Source organism: Pelomicrobium sp. G1, assembly GCF_051905455.1.
Lineage (GTDB): Bacteria > Pseudomonadota > Gammaproteobacteria > Burkholderiales > UBA6910 > Pelomicrobium.
Genome location: NZ_JBQACR010000004.1, coordinates 111,759 through 128,967 on the forward strand (window position 1 = coordinate 111,759; position 17,209 = coordinate 128,967).

A 17,209-nucleotide genomic window follows, 5' to 3' on the forward strand; every position below is an offset into this window, starting at 1 on the left:
CCAACGCCCTTAGGTGCGAAAGGTACATCTACAACCGAGAAACCCGGGCTCGCTTGTGTCCAGGCGCCCGCACCCTGGCGACTACACCACGATGTTGACCAGCCGCCCCGGCACCACCACCACGCGCTTGACCGGCTGGCCGGCGACGAACTTGCGTGCCGGTTCGCTCTCCAGGGCGAGCTTTTCGATGGTGGCGCGGTCGGCCTGGGCGGGCACCCGCACTTCGCCCCGCAGCTTGCCGTTCACCTGGATCACCAGCGCCACTTCGTCGGTGGCCAGCGCCGCCTCGTCGGCCTCCGGCCAGGGGGCGTCCAGGATGTCGCCGGGGAAACCCAGCTCTTCCCACAGGACATGGGTGACGTGGGGGGCGATGGGGGCGAGGAGCCGAAGGAGAATGCCCATGGATTCGCGCAGCACGGCTTTGCGTTCGGCGTTGCCCTCCACAGGCGCGGCCTCCAGGGCATTCAGCATCTTCATCGCCGCCGAGACCACGGTGTTGAACTGGAACTTCTGGAAATCGAAGTTGGCCTGCTTCAAGTGGGTGTGCACGTCCCGCCGCAGCGCCTTGAGATCTCCATCCAACTCGCCGGAAGGCCGCTCCGGGGCGCCGCGGATCGCGGCTTCGTGCTCGGCGGCGAACTTCCACAGCCGCCGCACGAAGCGGTACACGCCCTCCACGCCCGAGTCCGACCAGACCAGGGTCTGCTCCGGGGGCGAGGCGAACATCATGTAGAGCCGGGCCGTATCGGCGCCGTACTTCTCGATCAACGCCTGGGGATCGACCCCGTTGTTCTTGGATTTGGACATGGTGCCGATGCCGCCGGACTCCACGGGCTTGCCGTCGGAGCGCAGCACCGCGCCGACGCGGCGCCCCTGCTCGTCGGTCAGGACGTCCACATCCGCCGGGTTGTAGTAGGTGATGCGTCCGCCTTCGCCCTTTCGGTAGAAGATTTCGTTCAACACCATGCCCTGGGTGAGCAGGTTGGTGAAAGGCTCGTCCAATGAGACGAGGCCCAGGTCCCGCATCACCTTGGTCCAGAAGCGGGAGTAGAGCAGGTGCAGGATGGCGTGCTCGATGCCGCCGATGTACTGGTCCACCGGCATCCAGTACGCGACCCGCTCGTCCACCATGGCCCGGTGGTTGTCCGGGCAGCAGTAGCGCAGGAAGTACCAAGAGGAATCGACAAAGGTGTCCATGGTGTCGGTCTCTCGGCGCGCCTTCCGGCCGCAGCGGGGGCACGAACATTCGTAGAACGAGGGGGTCTTCGCCAGGGGATTGCCGCTGCCGTCGGGCACCAGATCCTCGGGCAGCACCACCGGGAGCTGGTCGTCGGGCACGGGCACCTCGCCGCAGGCTTCGCAGTGGACGATGGGGATGGGACAGCCCCAGTAGCGCTGGCGGGAAATCCCCCAGTCCCGCAGCCGCCATTGCACCTGTTTGTCGCCCAGGCCCAGGGCCTTCAAGTCCGCGGCGATGGCCTCTACCGCCGCCTCGTGGGGGAGGCCGTCGTATTTTCCGGAGTTCACGCACCGTCCGCGTGCCTTGTCCGCATACCAGTCCTGCCAAGCGTCGGTGGAAAACGTCTCGCCCGGCACTTCGATCACCTGCTTGATCGGAAGCCCGTACTTCTTGGCGAAGTGAAAGTCCCGCTCGTCGTGGCCGGGCACGGCCATGACCGCGCCCTCGCCGTAGCCCATGAGGACGTAGTTGGCCACCCACACCGGGATCGCTTCGCCCGTGAGGGGATGGATCACCGTCAGTCCCGTGGGCATGCCTTTCTTTTCCAGGGTGGCGAGGTCCGCTTCCATGACGCTGCCGCGCTTGCATTCCTCGATGAAGGCGGCGAGCGGGGGGTTATTCCGGGCGGCGTACGCGGCCAGGGGATGCTCGGCCGCCACGGCGCAGAAGGTCACGCCCATGAGGGTGTCGGCCCGGGTGGTGAAGACCCAGAGCAGGCCTTTCTCGCCGTTCGGCAGCGTGTAGGGGAAGGCGAAGCGCACCCCTTCGCTTTTGCCGATCCAGTTGGCTTGCATGGTTTTCACCCGCTCGGGCCAGCCGGGAAGCCGGTCCAAGCCGGCCAGCAGCTCCTCGGCGTAGGCGGTGATCCGCATGTAGTACATGGGGATCTCGCGCTTTTCCACCGGCGCCCCGGTGCGCCAGCCGCGGCCGTCGATCACCTGCTCATTGGCGAGCACGGTCTGGTCCACCGGGTCCCAGTTCACGATGCCCGTGGTCTTGTAGACCAGGCCCTTTTCCAGCATGCGCAGGAACAGCCACTGGTTCCAGCGATAGTACTCCGGCCGGCAGGTGGCGAGCTCCCGGTCCCAGTCGATGGCGAAGCCCAGCGACTTGAGCTGCTGCTTCATGTAGGCGATGTTGTCGTACGTCCATCGGGCCGGAGGAACGCCGTTCGCCATGGCGGCGTTTTCCGCCGGCAGCCCGAAGGCGTCCCAGCCCATGGGCTGCAGCACGTTGTAGCCGCGCATGCGGTGGTAGCGGGCCAGCACGTCGCCGAGGGTGTAGTTGCGCACGTGCCCCATGTGGAGCTTTCCCGACGGGTAGGGGAACATGGACAGGCAATAGTACTTGGGCTTGTCCGTGTTCTCGACCGCGCGGAAGCGGCGCGTCTTTTCCCAATGGGTCTGGGCTCGCGCCTCGACGAGCTCCGGATGGTAGTGGGCTTCCATAAGCCTGGCGCCTCGAAAAAAAGTCCGTGAATTCAGGAAAAAACGAATTATAGCGTGCCGGAGGAAACGGGCGCGGCCAGTCCCTGGGGGGTTATTTGCCACGAAAACGCTATCGATACGATAAGCAAGTCGTATCTTGCCTTTCGAAACCCTCTGTTAAATTGACGCTTGGTAGACTGGGGCATTTAAGCGCTGTCGATGCCCCCTTGCATGCCACGGGACGAGGAGCAGGCCATGTCGCAGAAGCATCCCATCGTTGCGGTTACCGGTTCGTCGGGCGCCGGCACCAGCACGGTCAAGCAGGCGTTCCAGCACATCTTCCGCCGGGAGAAGATCAACGCGGTGTTCGTCGAGGGCGACGCGTTCCACCGCTACGACCGGGAGGAGATGAAGCGCCAGATCGAGAAATCGGAGAAGAAGGGGCGCGCCATCAGCCACTTCGGCCCGGAGGCGAACCTGTGGGAGGAGCTGGAAAACCTGTTCCGCGCCTACGGGGAAAACGGCAGGGGGAGGTACCGCAAGTACCTCCACAACGAGGAGGAGGCGGCCCCCTACGGCCAGAAGCCCGGCACCTTCACCCCCTGGGAGGACATTCCTCCGGGCTCGGACCTCCTGTTCTACGAGGGGTTGCACGGAGGCGTGAAGACCGACGCCATCGACATCGCCGGCAAGGTGGACCTGCTGATCGGCGTGGTGCCGGTGGTGAACCTGGAGTGGATCCAGAAGATCCACCGGGACATGAACGATCGGGGGTACTCCCTGGAGGCGGTGACCCACACCATCCTGCGGCGCATGCACGACTACGTGCACTACATCACGCCCCAGTTCTCCCGCACCCACATCAACTTCCAGCGGGTACCCATCGTGGACACCTCCAACCCCTTCATCGCCCGGGACATCCCCACCCTGGACGAGAGCTTCGTGGTGATCCGCTTCCGCAACCCCCGGGGGGTGGACTTCCCCTACCTGCTCTCCATGCTGCACAACTCCTTCATGTCCCGGCCCAACACCCTCGTGGTGCCCGGGGGCAAGATGGGCATGGCGATGGAGATCATCATCACCCCCCTGATCCAGGAGCTGATCTCCAAGAGCAAGCAACTGAACGCGCTGGAGGCCCTCACGCGGGTGTGAGGCCGACCGCCCGCGTGCGGGGACCGAGCGCGGTGTAGAATACGGGGCTTTGAGCGGCCCCGTATTCTTCCATGTCGCAGCTTCTCTCCGGACTCAATCCCCAGCAGCACGAAGCGGTCACCCTTCCCCTGCGGCAGCCTTCGGGGGAACCCCAGTCGGCCCTGGTGCTGGCGGGCGCCGGCAGCGGCAAGACCCGGGTGCTCACCACCCGCATCGCCTATCTGATCCAGACAGGACAGGTGGTCCCCCACGGGCTCATGGCGGTCACCTTCACCAACAAGGCGGCCCGGGAGATGCTCACCCGCATCTCGGCTATGCTACCCATCAATCCCCGGGGCATGTGGGTAGGCACCTTCCACGGCCTGTGCAACCGGCTGCTGCGGGCCCATCATCGGGAGGCGGGACTGCCCGCCCTGTTCCAGATCTTGGACAGCCAGGACCAGCTCGCCTTCGTGAAGCGCCTGCTCAAGGGGCTGCACGTGGACGAGGAGAAGGTGCCGCCGCGGGAGCTCCAGTACTTCATCAACGCCGCCAAAGAGCAAGGCCTGCGCGCCGCCCAGGTGGAGGCCCTGGACGAGCGCACCCGGCGCATGGCGCAGCTCTACGCCGCCTACGACGAGCAGTGCGACCGGGAAGGGGTGGTGGACTTCGCCGAGCTCCTGCTCCGGGCCTACGAGCTTTTCTCCCGCGACCCGGCGCTCGCCGCCCATTACCGGGACCGCTTCGCCCATATCTTGGTGGACGAGTTCCAGGACACCAACCGCCTCCAGTACCTCTGGCTCAAGCGCCTGGCGGGCCGGGAGACGCCCCTGTTCGCGGTGGGAGACGACGACCAGTCGATCTACGCCTTCCGCGGGGCCTCCGCCGAGAACATGCGGGATTTCGAGCGGGACCATCCCGGCTACCGGCTGATTAAGCTGGAACAGAACTATCGCTCCGCGGGCAACATCCTGGCGGCGGCGAACGCCGTGATCAAGCACAACCGCCATCGCCTGGGCAAGAACCTGTGGACCACGGACGGCGAAGGAGAGCCCCTGCGCTTGTATCAGGCCCTGACCGACCAGGAAGAGGCCCGGTTCGTGGTGGACGAGGTGCGGGCTTTAAGCCGGGAAGGGGTGCCCTATTCCGACATGGCGGTGCTGTACCGCTCCAACGCCCAGTCCCGGGTCCTGGAACACGCCCTCTTCAGCGCCGGCGTTCCCTACCGGGTGTATGGAGGGCTGCGCTTTTTCGAGCGCCAGGAGGTCAAGCACGCCCTCGCCTACCTGCGCTTGGCGGCCAATCCCGGCGACGACGGCGCCCTCGAGCGGGTCATCAACTTCCCCGTCCGGGGCATCGGCGCCCGCACCCTGGAGCAGTTGCGCAGCGAGGCGGCGGCCGCCGGCTCGAGCCTGTGGGAGGCGGCGCGCCGGAGGGCGGAAGCCAGGGGACAGAAGCCGGAGGGGGCCCGCAAGGGAATCGAGGGGTTCGTGGCCCTGATCGAGGACCTGCGCGCCGCGGCTGCCGCCCTGTCCCTGCCGGAGCTGGTTCAACACGCGATCGAGGCGAGCGGGCTCGCCGCCCATTACCGGGCCGAGCGGGAAGGGGAGGAGCGGCTCGCGAACCTGGACGAGCTGGTCAACGCGGCGAGCGCTTTCCTCCAAGAGGCGGAAGAACACGACCTGGCCGCCTTCCTGGCCCACGCCGCCCTGGAGGCCGGGGAGCACCAGGCGGCGAGCGGCGCGGAGGCGCTCCAGCTCATGACCGTGCACTCGGCCAAGGGGCTGGAGTTCCACGCCGTGTTCGTCACCGGCCTGGAAGAAGGGCTCTTCCCCCACGAACAGAGCCTCTTGGACCCCGGCGGCGTGGAGGAGGAGCGGCGCCTCATGTACGTCGCCCTCACCCGCGCCCGGCGGCGGCTGTACTTGAGCTTCGCCCAGAGCCGCATGCTCCACGGCCAGACCCGCTACAACGTGCCTTCCCGGTTCCTACAGGAAATCCCGGCCGAGCTGGTGAAGGCCATGGGGAGCGGGGTCCCGGCACGCCGGGCTGCGCCCGCTCCGGCTTCGCCCCAGGGATCCACCTGGCCGGAGCCAGCGTTTCGCCTCGCCGGCGGCCCCGAGTGGCACGTGGGCCAGAGCGTGCTTCACCCCAAGTTCGGCCGGGGGGTCATCGTCAACTGCGAAGGCCGGGGCCCCGACGCCCGGGTGCAGGTGCGCTTTTCCGAGGCGGGGCTGAAGTGGCTGGCGCTGGAGTACGCCAAGCTCACCCCCGCCCATTGAGCCTGGAGAGTGGGCCGAGCGCCTCCAGGCATTCTCGGGATATTGGTGCCCGCGTCACGCCGCGGCCAGGGCCGGATCGGCGGCGAAGATCTCCTTGTAGCTCACGTAGATCGAGGCGAACACGGTGGGCACTAGCAGGATCAGCCCCAGGGCGAAGGGCAGCAGTGCCAGGAAGCCCAGCACCATCAGGATCAGGCTGTAGACCACCAGGGGCAGGATGTTGGCGAGGCAGGCGTTGAAGCTCTCCCGCATGGAGGCGAAGGGCATGAGCCCGTCGAAAATCACCAGCAGCGGGGCGAACCACACCGCCATAAGCAGGGGCACCGACAGGGCGGCGGCCACGGCGAGGGCCAGCATCACCTGGCCGGGCATGGGGGGCACCGCTGGCGGCGTCGATCCCTGCACGTCCCGCATGAGCTCGTTGAGGCTCGCGCCGGCCAGCACGACCACCACCCCGTAGATCAGCACTTGCCCTACCAGGTAGACGCCGCCGATGGTGACGAGGGCGCTGGTCTGGCGTCGGAAACCCTCGAACAGGCAGGTGAGCTCCAGCCGGCCGCCCTGCTCCAGGTTGCGGCAGCCCACCATGAGACCGGCCAGCAGCACCGGCGAAAGCAGGTAGAACACCAGTTCGCCGATGGGGGGAATCAAGCTCGCGGCCAGGGCGAATCCCACCAGGGCTAGGCACAAGGCGATCCAGTTGAGGGGACTCCTGCGGAACAGGGCGAAGCCCTGAACGATCCATTCCCAGCCGCGCATGGGCGCGAGCCTGCGCACCTGCATCTGCCTCTCCGAGCGGATAACGAACGAAACTATTTTAAACCCACAGGCGCGCGAGCCGCGATTGAGCGGCGATGTGGGCGGTCAAGATGCGCTTGCAGTGCTCCGGGTCCTTGGCGTGGGTGAGCTCGCCCGGGCGGGGAAAATGCCAGTCGAAGAGACGGGAAATCCAGAAGCGCAGCGCCGCCGCCCGCAGCAGCACGGGCCAGGCGCCGCGCTCGATAGCGGTCAAGGGCCGCACTTCGTGGTAGGCGGAGAGGAGCGCCCGGCAGCGCGCCTCGTCTATCTGGCCCCGAGCATCCAGGCACCAGTCGTTCGCCGTGATGGCGACGTCATAGAGCAGGACGTCGTTGCCCGCGAAGTAGAAGTCGATCAGCCCCGACACCCGTCCCTCCAGAAAGAACACGTTGTCCCGGAACAGATCGCCGTGGATCACCCCCCGGGGCAGGTCGTGGAAGCGGTACAGAGCCTGGAAGCGCAACTCCTCCTTGAGCAGGGCGGCGTCCTCCGGGGAAAGGTGGGGCATCACCTGAGGCGCCGTGGCGCGCCACCACTTGGGACCCCGGGGGTTGTCGAGCCGCCGCGGGTAGGAGGCGCCCGCCAGGTGCATTTCGGCCAGCACGGCGCCCACGGCGGCGCAATGGGCCGGCGCGGGATGCTCCTGCGGCCGCCCGGGCAGAAAGCTCACCAGGCAGGCGGGCTTGCCCTTCAAGGGCCGGAAGCGGCAGTCGTCCAGTCCGGCGATGGGCCGGGGACACGGGATGCCGTGCTCCGCCAGGTGGGCCATCAGGTCCACGTAAAAGGGCAGCTCCTCGGCGCTGAGCTTCTCGAACAGGGTGAGGACGAAGCGGCCCTGGGTGGTGGTCACCCGGTAGTTGGTGTTCTCGATCCCCTCGGCGATGCCTTCCAAGGCGACGAGCGTCCCCACCGCGTAGTGGCGCAGCCAGGCGGAAAGCTCCTCGGGGGTGACGGGGGTGAAGACCGACATGGGGCAGGCGAAGGGCTCCGCCCCGCTAGAAGCGCTCGATGACCCACATGGGCGGGCTGAAACCCGGGTCCGGACTGTCCCGGCGGATGAATTGGCCGTTGCCCTGGTAATCGATGAGGTAGTAGGGCGGCCCGTAGCGGGGTGTCACCTTGACCATGTAGAGGCGCCCGTTGATGCGGAATTCCTCCACCGTCTCCTCCCCGCGCTGGATGATGGTCACCTGGGGCTCGAGGGAAGGGTCCGGCTCGTAGCCGGGGGGTGGGGGAGGCGGCTCGGGCAGGGGTTCCAGATTGGCCGGGGGTTGCGGCTTGGACGGCGGCTGTCCCGCGGGCGCAGGCGGCTGCTTCGAAGGCGGGTTGGGCGTCTGGGCTGCCGCCGCGGCCCAGAGGCAAAAGAGCCCGGCGGCGGCGAGGCCCTGGACGAAGCGGTGGGGGATCATGATGTCGTTGTCCTTTGCAGAGGCATGGCCCCGGATTATAGACGAGCGCCCGGGCTTTTCGTTGAGCCTTACAGGTTGAGTTGCATCTCCTTTTCCTTTTCGGACGGGGAGAAGCCGCGGGTGGCGTAGTAGTCGAAGATGGCGGTCACCACCTTTTCGGGCTCGTCGATCACTTGGATCAGGTCGAGGTCCTCGGCGTCGATCATGCCCTCGGTGACCAGCGTGGTGCGGAACCAGTCCAGCATCCCCTGCCAGAACGGTCCGTGCACCAGGATGATGGGAATGCGCCGGGACTTGCCGGTCTGTACCAGGGTGAGGGCCTCCATCAGCTCGTCCAGGGTGCCGAAGCCGCCCGGCATCACCACCCAGGCGGTGGCGAGCTTCACGAACATGTACTTGCGAGCGAAGAAATGACGGAAGCTCTGGGAGATGTCCTGGAACGGGTTGCCGTGCTGCTCGTGGGGCAACTGGATGTTGAGGCCCACGCTAGGGGATTTTCCGAAGAACGCGCCCTTGTTGGCCGCTTCCATGACGCCGGGGCCGCCGCCCGAGATCACGCTGAACCCGGCGTCGGAGAGCAGCCGGGCGATTTTCTCCGTGAGGGCGTAGTACGGATGGTTGGGGGTGACCCGGGCGCTGCCGAAGACGCTCACCGCCGGCATCACCGCGCTCAGCCGTTCCGTCGCCTCGACGAATTCTGACATAATCCCGAAGACCCGCCACGACTCCCGGGCCGACCAGGTTTTCTTCAACGCTTCGACGGCGACCGCCGAAGGAAGCTTGTGACTGATACTCATGTGGGCACCTCAAAAGAAGAAAAGCATCCGATGAAGACGCTGCTGTTGGTGGACGGCTCGTCCTATCTCTACCGCGCGTTCCACGCGCTGCCCGACCTGAGAAACCGCAACAACGAGCCGACGGGGGCGATCTACGGCGTGCTGAACATGCTGCGCAGGCTGCGCAGGGAACATGACGCCGATTATATCGGCTGCGTTTTCGACGCAAAAGGAAAGACCTTCCGCGAGGAGCTGTATCCCAAGTACAAGGCCAACCGGCCGCCCATGCCGGAAGACCTGGCGCGGCAGATCGAACCCCTCAAGGAGGCGATCCAGGCCCTCGGCTGGCCGCTGCTGGAAGTGGAGGGAGTGGAGGCGGACGACGTGATCGCCACCCTCTGCCGCGAGGCGCAGGCGCGGGGGCTGCGCTGCGTGGTCTCCACCGGGGACAAGGACCTCGCCCAGCTCGTGGGCCAGAACGTGGTGCTGGTAAACACCATGACCAACGAAACGCTGGACGAAGCGGGGGTCCGGGCCAAGTTCGGGGTCCCGCCGGAGCGGGTGCTGGATTACCTCACTCTGATCGGGGATGCCATCGACAACGTGCCGGGGGTGGACAAGGTGGGGCCCAAGACGGCGGCCAAGTGGCTGCAGCAGTACGGGAGCCTCGAGGCGGTGATGGCCCGGGCGGGTGAGATCCCGGGCGTCGCGGGGGAGAACCTGCGCCAAGCCCTGGAGTGGTTGCCGAAGGCGCGGGAGCTGCTCGCCGTGCGCCGCGACGTGCCGCTTCCCGTTTCCATCGAGGACCTGCGGCCTCGGCCCCCGGACCGGGAGCGGCTCCAGGCCCTGTTCCAGCGCTTCGACTTCAGGAGCTGGTTGAGGGAGCTCGAGGCCCAGGACCCGGCGGGGGACGGCGGCCGGGCGGCCGCCCCCGCAACCGCCGAGCCCCGGGCCGAGCGCCGTTACGAGACCCTCTTCACCGAGGCGCAGCTCGAGGCCTGGCTGGCGCGGCTCGAGACCGCCGGGCTCGCGGCCGTGGACACGGAGACCACCGATCTCGACCCGATGCGGGCCCGCCTGGTGGGCATCTCCTTTTGCGTGGAACCCCACGAGGCGGCCTACCTGCCGCTTGCCCACCGCTACCCGGACGCGCCGCCCCAGCTCGACCTGACCCGGGCCCTCGCGCGGCTCAAGCCCTGGCTGGAGGACGACACGAAGCGCAAGCTAGGCCAGCACGCCAAGTACGACATGCACGTGTTCGCGAACCACGGGGTTGCGCTCCGGGGCGTGGTCCACGATACCTTGCTCCAGTCCTACGTGCTGCAAAGCCACCGCGCCCACGACATGGACAGCCTGGCCGAGCGCTATCTGGGGGTGAAGACCATCACCTACGAAGAGGTGTGCGGCAAAGGGGCGGGCCAGATCGGCTTCGATCAGGTACCGGTGGAGCGCGCCACTGAGTACGCGGCCGAGGACGCCGACGTGACCCTGCAACTGCATCGGGCCATGTTTCCCCAGCTCGAAGCCGAGCCCAAGCTGCTCCACGTATACCAGGCCCTGGAAATGCCGGTCATGCACGTGCTCTTCGCCATGGAGCGGCACGGGGTGTTGCTGGACGTGGCGCGGCTCGAGGCCCAGAGCCGGGAGCTTGCCCAGCGCATGATGGAGATCGAGGCAAAGGCCCATGAGGTGGCCGGGCAGCCCTTCAACCTCAATTCCCCGAAGCAGATCCAGGAAATCCTGTTCGAGCAGCTTAAGCTTCCCGTGGTCAAGAAGACCCCGGGCGGTGCGCCGTCCACCGACGAGGACGTGCTCCAGCAGCTCGCCCTGGATTATCCCCTGCCCAAGCTCATCCTGGAGTACCGCGGCCTTTCCAAGCTCAAGTCCACCTACACGGACAAGCTGCCCCGCATGATCCACCCGGAAACCGGCCGGGTGCACACCAACTACGCCCAGGCGGTGGCGGTGACCGGCCGGCTCTCCAGTAACGAGCCCAACCTGCAGAACATCCCCATCCGCACGGCCGAAGGCCGGCGCATCCGGGAGGCCTTCATCGCGCCACCGGGCCATTTCATCGTCTCGGCGGACTATTCCCAGGTGGAGCTGCGCATCATGGCCCATATCTCCGGCGACGAGGGGCTGCTCAAGGCCTTCGAGGCGGGCGAGGACATCCACGCCTCCACGGCGGCGGAGGTGTTCGGGGTGCCCCACGGCCAGGTGACACCGGAGCAGCGCCGCTACGCCAAGGTCATCAACTTCGGCCTGATCTACGGGATGTCCTCCTTTGGCCTCGCGAGCCAGCTCGGGATCGAGCGCGCCGCCGCCCAGACCTACATCGACCGCTACTTCGCCCGTTTTCCCGGGGTCGCCGCCTACATGGCCCAGGTGCGGGAGCAGGCTCGCGCCCAGGGCTATGTGGAGACGGTCTTCGGGCGCCGGGTGTGGCTTCCCGAGATCAGGAGCGGCAACAACGCCCGGCGTCAGGCGGCCGAACGGGCCGCCATCAACGCCCCTATGCAGGGCACGGCGGCGGACCTCATTAAGCTGGCCATGATCGCGGTGCACCGCTGGATCGGGGAGCGGAATCTCGCGAGCCGGTTGATCCTCCAGGTGCACGACGAGCTGGTGCTGGAGGTGCCGGAAGCGGAGCTGGAGGAGGTCAAGCGGGAGGTTCCCCGCCTGATGGAAGGCGTCGCCCGGCTGCGGGTCCCCCTGGTGGTGGACGTGGGGGTCGGACGCAACTGGGACGAGGCCCACTGAGGAGTTTCTTGAGGGCTCTCCATCCCCCGAAGCTCCCCGAGTGTCTAAAATCGAAGAAGAAGGAGGAGGGCCGCCGCCATGACCCAATTGGAGTTGTCGCCTGAGGAGCGGGAAGTCCTGATCGAAGTGCTGGAGAGCTTTCTCTCGGACCTGCGGATGGAAATCGCGGACACCGAGCGCCTCGCCTTCCGCGAGCGGCTGAAGAGCCAGGAGCAAATCATCAAGCGGCTGCTGGGGGCGCTGCGCAAAGCCCCTTGAGCCGCCGGTCCTGCGCTTCAACGGATCGCGCCGAACACCTTGCGCAGGAGGCGGCTTCCCTGGCCCAGGGGATCCCGGCGGATCGCCCGTTCCTCTTCGGCCATCATCAGGAACAGGCCGTCCAGGGCCTTCTGGGTGACGTAGCCGTCCAAGGTGGCCTGTTTTTCGTCGATCAGGCCCAACTGAGCGGCCGGCCCGGCGATCTGGTCGTACTGGCGGGCGAGCCCCACTTGGTCGGTGGCCCGCTTGACGATGGGCAGGAACCGAGCGGCAAGGGGTGCGGAGGCGGTGCGGCGGAAGTACTCGGTGGCGGCGGTGTTGCCGCCGGTCAAGATCTGCCGGGCGTCCTGGATCGACATCTTCTTGATGGATTCCAGCAAGATGGCCTTCGCTTCCGGCACCGCCGCCTCGGCGGCCCGATTCATGGTCACTTCCAACTGGTCGAGCTGGGCCCCCAGGCCCAGCATGCGCAGCATCGAGGCGCCTTTCTGGAGGTGCTCGGGCAGGGGAATCCTCACCTTGGGGTTGCCGAGGAACCCGTCCGGCACGCCGAGCTTCCCAACCGCCACGCTCGAGCCCTGGATCAGGGCCTGCTTGAGCCCGTCGACGGCCTCCTGGTCCGACAGCCCGGTCACGGCGAGGGCGGAGGGAGGAAAGAAAGAAGGCCCCAGCAGGAGCAGGGCGAGGCAACCGGTGACGGTGAAATTCCAGTTCTTGGGACGACGGCGGGTCATGGCCCCGCCATCATACGGCCCCCGGACGTCTGCCTCAACCAGAACCTACGAAGCCTCCTGAAAATGCTTGACGATACTCGGCCCTCTCCCCTTCCCCCTCTCCCTGGGGGAGAGGGGCATCCCCCTCCTCTTCCTTCTCCCCCGGCGAGGGAGGAGGACAGTCCAGTCCCTCTCTCCCTCCGGGAGAGAGGGAAGGAGAGAGGAGGGACAGCGGTAAATGGTTCGTCAACCATTTACCGGAGGCTCAATAAAGCGGGAAGCTTGCCGCCACCGGGGAAAGACCGCAAACTTCCTCATTCCATTGTCTTGGGAGCGACCGGATGACCCGGACGGCGCAGGAAGCTCAGGGCCAGCATCTGGAGCGGGCGCTTCAGGCCTTCGTCGGCGCCGATTCCGAGGACATCGCTCCCCTGGTCCACCTGGTGGATAGGCTGCGGCCGGAGAATCCAGCGAAGGTTGCCTCCGCCATCGCCCGTCTCCAGCAGCTCGCGCTTCTCCTGGAGGAGAACGCCGAGTATCAGGATGCCTTCCGCCGTTACTTGCTTCACCTGCTGGCCTCCAAGCGCCAGGTGCACCTGTACGCCGACAGCGGAATCTTCCCCAACGAGAGTTTTGCCCGGGGTCTGCTGCGGCGCATCGGCGGCGCCCTCCTCCCTTGGGCCCCGAATCCCGCCCATCTGCGGGATCTGATCGGTGTCGTGTTCTGGCGGCGGGACGACTATCAGTGGGTGGGCCGTATCCCGGAAGACACCTGGCTCGGCCTGTACCGGGCCCTGAGGCTGGCCGAAGCCGCCGACCCCGGCGCCCTGCAGGAGGAGGTGCTGGAGGCGCTGCAAATCGTCTCCTACCGCATCGCGGCCATGGGGCTCGAACCGGAGCTCGTGCGCAACGAGCCGGCCATCGAGGAGTTCGAGTCTCCGTTCCTCGCCCAGAATCAGGAGATCGTGGCCTGGATCCGGCGCTACCGGGCATGGCTCGACGGGCGCGAGCCGGCCCCCGAGGACGACCGGCACCTGGGGGTGCTTCTGCACCAGTGCGAGGAGGTGATGGCCCGCATCCGGCGGCGGGCCAATAAGAACGGCGCCAGCGTGAACCTGGGCTACCTGCTGCTGCGCCTCGCTCAATCGATCGAGCGCGTCAAGACGCTCCTCGCCCTCCTGGATCCCGCCCAGGCCCAGGACCGGCCCCGGCAGGCCCTCGCCCTGCTCAAGCAGGTGATCCAGGCGGAGAACACCCGCGCCAGCCTGCGCCGCTACATCGCCCAGAACGTGGAGCTGCTGGCGCTGCAGATCGTGGAGCGGGGCGGCCGGGCGGGCGAGCACTACGTGACCGTGACCGCGTCCGAGTATTTCGGCATGCTGCGCTCCGCCATGGGCGCCGGGCTCATCGTGGGCGTCATGGCCCTGGTCAAGATCGCCCTGCTCAAGCTCCAGCTTCCGCCCCTGATCGAGGCCGCGGCGGTGTGTCTCAACTACGGGCTCGGTTTCGTGGTGGTGCATCTTTTCCATTTCACCATCGCCACCAAGCAGCCCGCCATGACCGCCCAGACCATCGCCGCCACCATCGAGGCGGAAACCGACTCGGGCCGGCGCAACCTGAGCAAGCTGGAAACGCTGATCGTGGACGTGATGCGTAGCCAGTTCATCGCCATCGTGGGCAACATGGTGATGGCGTTTCCGGTGGCGTATCTCCTCGCCTGGCTCTGGTTCGGCCTGCTGGACGAGCACGCGGTGTCGCCGGCCAAGGCAGGTCTGCTGCTGCACGAGCTCGATCCCTGGACGAGCCTCGCCCTGGTCCACGCCGCCATCGCGGGAGTGTGGCTGTTCCTGGCAGGACTGATCGCCGGCTATTACGACAACCTGGCGGTCTACAACCAAATCCCGCAGCGCGTGAAACATCTGCGCTGGCTGAACCGGCTGCTGGGGAGGGAGCGCACCGAGCGCTTCGCCGGCTACGTGCACGAGCACCTGGGGGCGCTGGCGGGCAACTTCTTCTTCGGCGTCCTCCTGGGGATCACGCCCTTCATCGGGTTTCTGATGGGCTTACCCCTAGACATCCGCCACGTCGCCTTCTCCACCGCCAACCTGGGCTACGCCCTGGTCGGGCTGGAGCATGCCGTGGCGTGGGAGGCCCTGGCCGTCAGCCTGGTGGGGTTATACCTGATCGGCGTCACTAACCTGCTGGTGAGCTTCACCCTGGCGATCAACGTGGCCCTGCGGGCGCGCAGGGCCAGGCTGCGGGATGCGAAGGGGCTCTTGTGGCAGGTGGTGAAGCGCTTTTTCCGCAGCCCGCTGGAGTTTTTCGTCCCGATGCGGCGGGGAGAGACCGCGGCGCCTTGAGCGGCAGGATTTCCACGGCGAGCGCTCAACCCCTCTCCCGGGAGGAGGGAGGGGACTGCGGTCAATGGTCAAACAACCCTTGACGAAGGCTCAATAGACGCCGGCCTCGTGGGCCTGTAGGTCCGCGTGGTAGCTGGAGCGCACCAGGGGGCCGCACGCTGCGTGGGCGAAGCCCATCTCCCGCGCCGCCCGCTCGTAGGCCTGGAATCGTTCGGGCTCCACGTAGCGGGCCACGGGGAGGTGTCCGGCCGTGGGCTGGAGGTACTGGCCGATGGTGAGCATTTCCACGTCGTGGGCCCGCAGGTCGCGCATCACCGCCAGGATCTCCTCGTCCGTCTCCCCCAGGCCCACCATCAGCCCGGACTTGGTGGGCACGCCCGGCGCCCGGGCCTTGAACGCCTGGAGCAGCCTGAGGGAGTGGGCGTAATCCGCCCCTGGGCGCGCCAGCTTGTAGAGCCGCGGTACCGTCTCCAGGTTGTGGTTCATCACGTCCGGGGGATGGCGGGTAAGGATCTCGAGGGCCACTTCCAGCCGGCCGCGGAAATCGGGCACCAGGATCTCGATCCGGGTCCCTGGAGAGCGCTGCCGCAGCGCCTGGATGCAATCGGCGAAGTGCCGGGCGCCGCCGTCCCGCAGGTCGTCCCGGTCGACGCTGGTGATCACCACGTATCTGAGCTTCAGCGCTGCCACGGTCTCCGCGAGATGCCGCGGCTCTTCGGGGTCCGGCGGCTTCGGCCGGCCGTGGGCCACGTCGCAGAAGGGGCAGCGGCGGGTGCACAGGTCCCCCAGGATCATGAAAGTGGCCGTGCCCTTGCCGAAGCACTCGCCGATGTTGGGGCAGGAGGCCTCTTCGCACACGGTGTGCAGCCTCTGGGCGCGCAGCAGCCGCTTGATCTCCTGGAACCGCTCGCCGCCCCCCACTCGCACCCGGATCCAGGAAGGTTTCTTGAGAAGGGTCTCCTGGGGAACGATCTTGATGGGATTGCGGGCGGTCTTGGCCGCACCTTTTTCCCGCTCGATGGCGCCGGTCATGGTCGGATGCTCGGATACAGGGCGCTTACCAGGTTTTCCATCAATTCCTCGGCCAGGGCGTCCATGGGTTCGGTGAGTCCCCAGTTGCGCGCTTGCGTCACCCGCAAGCCCGGGTAGCCGCAGGGGTCGATGGCCTCGAAGGGCGCAAGGTCCATGTCCACGTTAAACGCCAGCCCGTGGTAACAGCAGCCGTTGCGGATCCGCAACCCCAGCGCTGCGATCTTGGCGCCCTCCACGTAGACGCCCGGCGCGTCGTCTCGGGCGTGGGCCTCGACGCCGCGCCGGGCGAGGAGCTGGATCACGGCCCGCTCCATGCGCCGCACCAGCGGGCGCACGGCGAGCTTCAGCCGGCGCAGGTCCAGGAGCAGGTAGACGACGATCTGGCCCGGCCCATGGTAGGTGATCTGGCCGCCCCGGTCTACCTGCACCACCGGGATGTCGGCGCGGCGCGGCAGGTGCTCCGCCCGCCCGGCCAGCCCCACGGTATAGACGGGGGGATGCTCCACGACCCACAGCTCGTCCGGTGTGTCTTCGCGCCGGGAAAGGGTGAACGCCTTCATCGCCTGCCAGGTGGGGACGTAGTCGGCATGCCCCAGCCGTCGGATCACGAAAGCGGGCGCGCCTTTGCCCGCTCCCGGGTTGCCCCTGCGCCCTTCGGGCGTAGGCACTGCGACCCCGTCCGCGGGCGCGTTGCCCTCGTGGCTCGGCTCCGCTGGTTTCAGCACCTCCAGCCCCATGCGTCCTCTCTCGTCACAGCACCATCACCACCTTCGGGTGGTCGCACAGGGCTCGGTACAGGGCATCGAGCTGCTCCCGCGAAGTGGCGCGGACGGTGCAGGTCACGCTGAGGTAGCGGGCTTGCCGGCTCGGGCGCAGCTCCATGGACGCAGCGTCGAAGTCCGGGGCATGCTGCAGCACGATCTCCAGCACCGCCTGGGCGAAGCCAGGCTCCATCCGTCCCATCACCTTGAGGGGGAAATCGCACGGGTATCGGAGGGCTGAAGCGGGCTCGTCCATAAGGCT

The 17,209-nt window shown here is 67.1% G+C and carries 14 protein-coding genes; 5 read left to right on the forward strand and 9 right to left on the reverse strand.

Annotation, left to right across the window (positions count from 1 at the left end; genetic code table 11):
- Positions 1-81: 81 nt before the first annotated feature.
- Positions 82-2,688 (reverse strand): leucine--tRNA ligase, encoded by a 2,607-nt coding sequence (gene leuS / locus ACTFO6_RS05830; protein WP_439933512.1) that lies wholly within the window; start codon positions 2,686-2,688, stop codon positions 82-84.
- 234 nt (positions 2,689-2,922) lie between these two features.
- Here leuS and ACTFO6_RS05835 point away from each other — a divergent pair, with 234 nt between their 5' ends.
- Both ACTFO6_RS05835 and ACTFO6_RS05840 read left to right on the forward strand, forming a co-directional pair.
- Positions 2,923-3,819 carry a phosphoribulokinase gene (locus ACTFO6_RS05835; protein WP_439933513.1) on the forward strand — a complete coding sequence of 299 codons (897 nt, stop codon included), beginning with the start codon at positions 2,923-2,925 and terminating at the stop codon, positions 3,817-3,819.
- A 71-nt stretch (positions 3,820-3,890) separates the two neighbouring features.
- Positions 3,891-6,080 (forward strand): UvrD-helicase domain-containing protein, encoded by a 2,190-nt coding sequence (locus tag ACTFO6_RS05840; RefSeq protein ID WP_439933514.1) that lies wholly within the window; start codon positions 3,891-3,893, stop codon positions 6,078-6,080.
- Positions 6,081-6,134: 54 nt separating this feature from the next.
- Here the strand turns inward: ACTFO6_RS05840 and ACTFO6_RS05845 are convergent, their stop codons facing one another.
- From ACTFO6_RS05845 to ACTFO6_RS05860, 4 genes are all read right to left on the reverse strand, one after another.
- Positions 6,135-6,863 (reverse strand): BPSS1780 family membrane protein, encoded by a 729-nt coding sequence (locus ACTFO6_RS05845; protein WP_439933515.1) that lies wholly within the window; start codon positions 6,861-6,863, stop codon positions 6,135-6,137.
- A gap of 34 nt (positions 6,864-6,897) precedes the next feature.
- Entirely contained in the window at positions 6,898-7,848 is a 951-nt protein-coding gene (locus ACTFO6_RS05850) for a homoserine kinase (RefSeq protein WP_439933516.1), read from the reverse strand.
- Positions 7,849-7,873: 25 nt separating this feature from the next.
- The gene (locus tag ACTFO6_RS05855; protein ID WP_439933517.1) at positions 7,874-8,287 is read right to left on the reverse strand and encodes a DUF2782 domain-containing protein; all 414 of its coding nucleotides are present in this window, start codon (positions 8,285-8,287) and stop codon (positions 7,874-7,876) included.
- A 68-nt stretch (positions 8,288-8,355) separates the two neighbouring features.
- Positions 8,356-9,084 carry a TIGR00730 family Rossman fold protein gene (locus ACTFO6_RS05860; RefSeq protein WP_439933518.1) on the reverse strand — a complete coding sequence of 243 codons (729 nt, stop codon included), beginning with the start codon at positions 9,082-9,084 and terminating at the stop codon, positions 8,356-8,358.
- Positions 9,085-9,114: 30 nt separating this feature from the next.
- On the opposite strand from ACTFO6_RS05860, the gene polA reads away from it, so the two are divergent.
- Positions 9,115-11,823: a DNA polymerase I gene (gene polA, locus ACTFO6_RS05865; RefSeq protein ID WP_439933519.1), complete on the forward strand. Its 2,709-nt coding sequence runs from the start codon at positions 9,115-9,117 to the stop codon at positions 11,821-11,823.
- A gap of 78 nt (positions 11,824-11,901) precedes the next feature.
- Positions 11,902-12,081: a hypothetical protein gene (locus ACTFO6_RS05870; RefSeq protein ID WP_439933520.1), complete on the forward strand. Its 180-nt coding sequence runs from the start codon at positions 11,902-11,904 to the stop codon at positions 12,079-12,081.
- A 17-nt stretch (positions 12,082-12,098) separates the two neighbouring features.
- On the opposite strand, the gene ACTFO6_RS05875 is transcribed toward ACTFO6_RS05870, so the two are convergent.
- The gene (locus ACTFO6_RS05875; RefSeq protein ID WP_439933521.1) at positions 12,099-12,815 is read right to left on the reverse strand and encodes a DUF4197 domain-containing protein; all 717 of its coding nucleotides are present in this window, start codon (positions 12,813-12,815) and stop codon (positions 12,099-12,101) included.
- A 320-nt stretch (positions 12,816-13,135) separates the two neighbouring features.
- Between ACTFO6_RS05875 and ACTFO6_RS05880 the strand changes: the two genes are divergently transcribed.
- Positions 13,136-15,154 carry a site-specific recombinase gene (locus ACTFO6_RS05880; protein WP_439933522.1) on the forward strand — a complete coding sequence of 673 codons (2,019 nt, stop codon included), beginning with the start codon at positions 13,136-13,138 and terminating at the stop codon, positions 15,152-15,154.
- 90 nt (positions 15,155-15,244) lie between these two features.
- Here the strand turns inward: ACTFO6_RS05880 and lipA are convergent, their stop codons facing one another.
- From lipA to ACTFO6_RS05895, 3 genes are all read right to left on the reverse strand, one after another.
- Positions 15,245-16,186: a lipoyl synthase gene (lipA, locus tag ACTFO6_RS05885; protein ID WP_439933523.1), complete on the reverse strand. Its 942-nt coding sequence runs from the start codon at positions 16,184-16,186 to the stop codon at positions 15,245-15,247.
- Positions 16,183-16,746, reverse strand: a complete 564-nt coding sequence (lipB, locus tag ACTFO6_RS05890) for a lipoyl(octanoyl) transferase LipB (protein WP_439933624.1) — start codon at positions 16,744-16,746, stop codon at positions 16,183-16,185. Before lipB ends, lipA begins: the two co-directional genes overlap by 4 nt.
- Before the next feature lie 190 nt (positions 16,747-16,936).
- On the reverse strand, positions 16,937-17,203 hold the full coding sequence (locus tag ACTFO6_RS05895; protein WP_439933524.1) for a YbeD family protein: 267 nt from the start codon (positions 17,201-17,203) through the stop codon (positions 16,937-16,939).
- Positions 17,204-17,209: the final 6 nt, after the last annotated feature.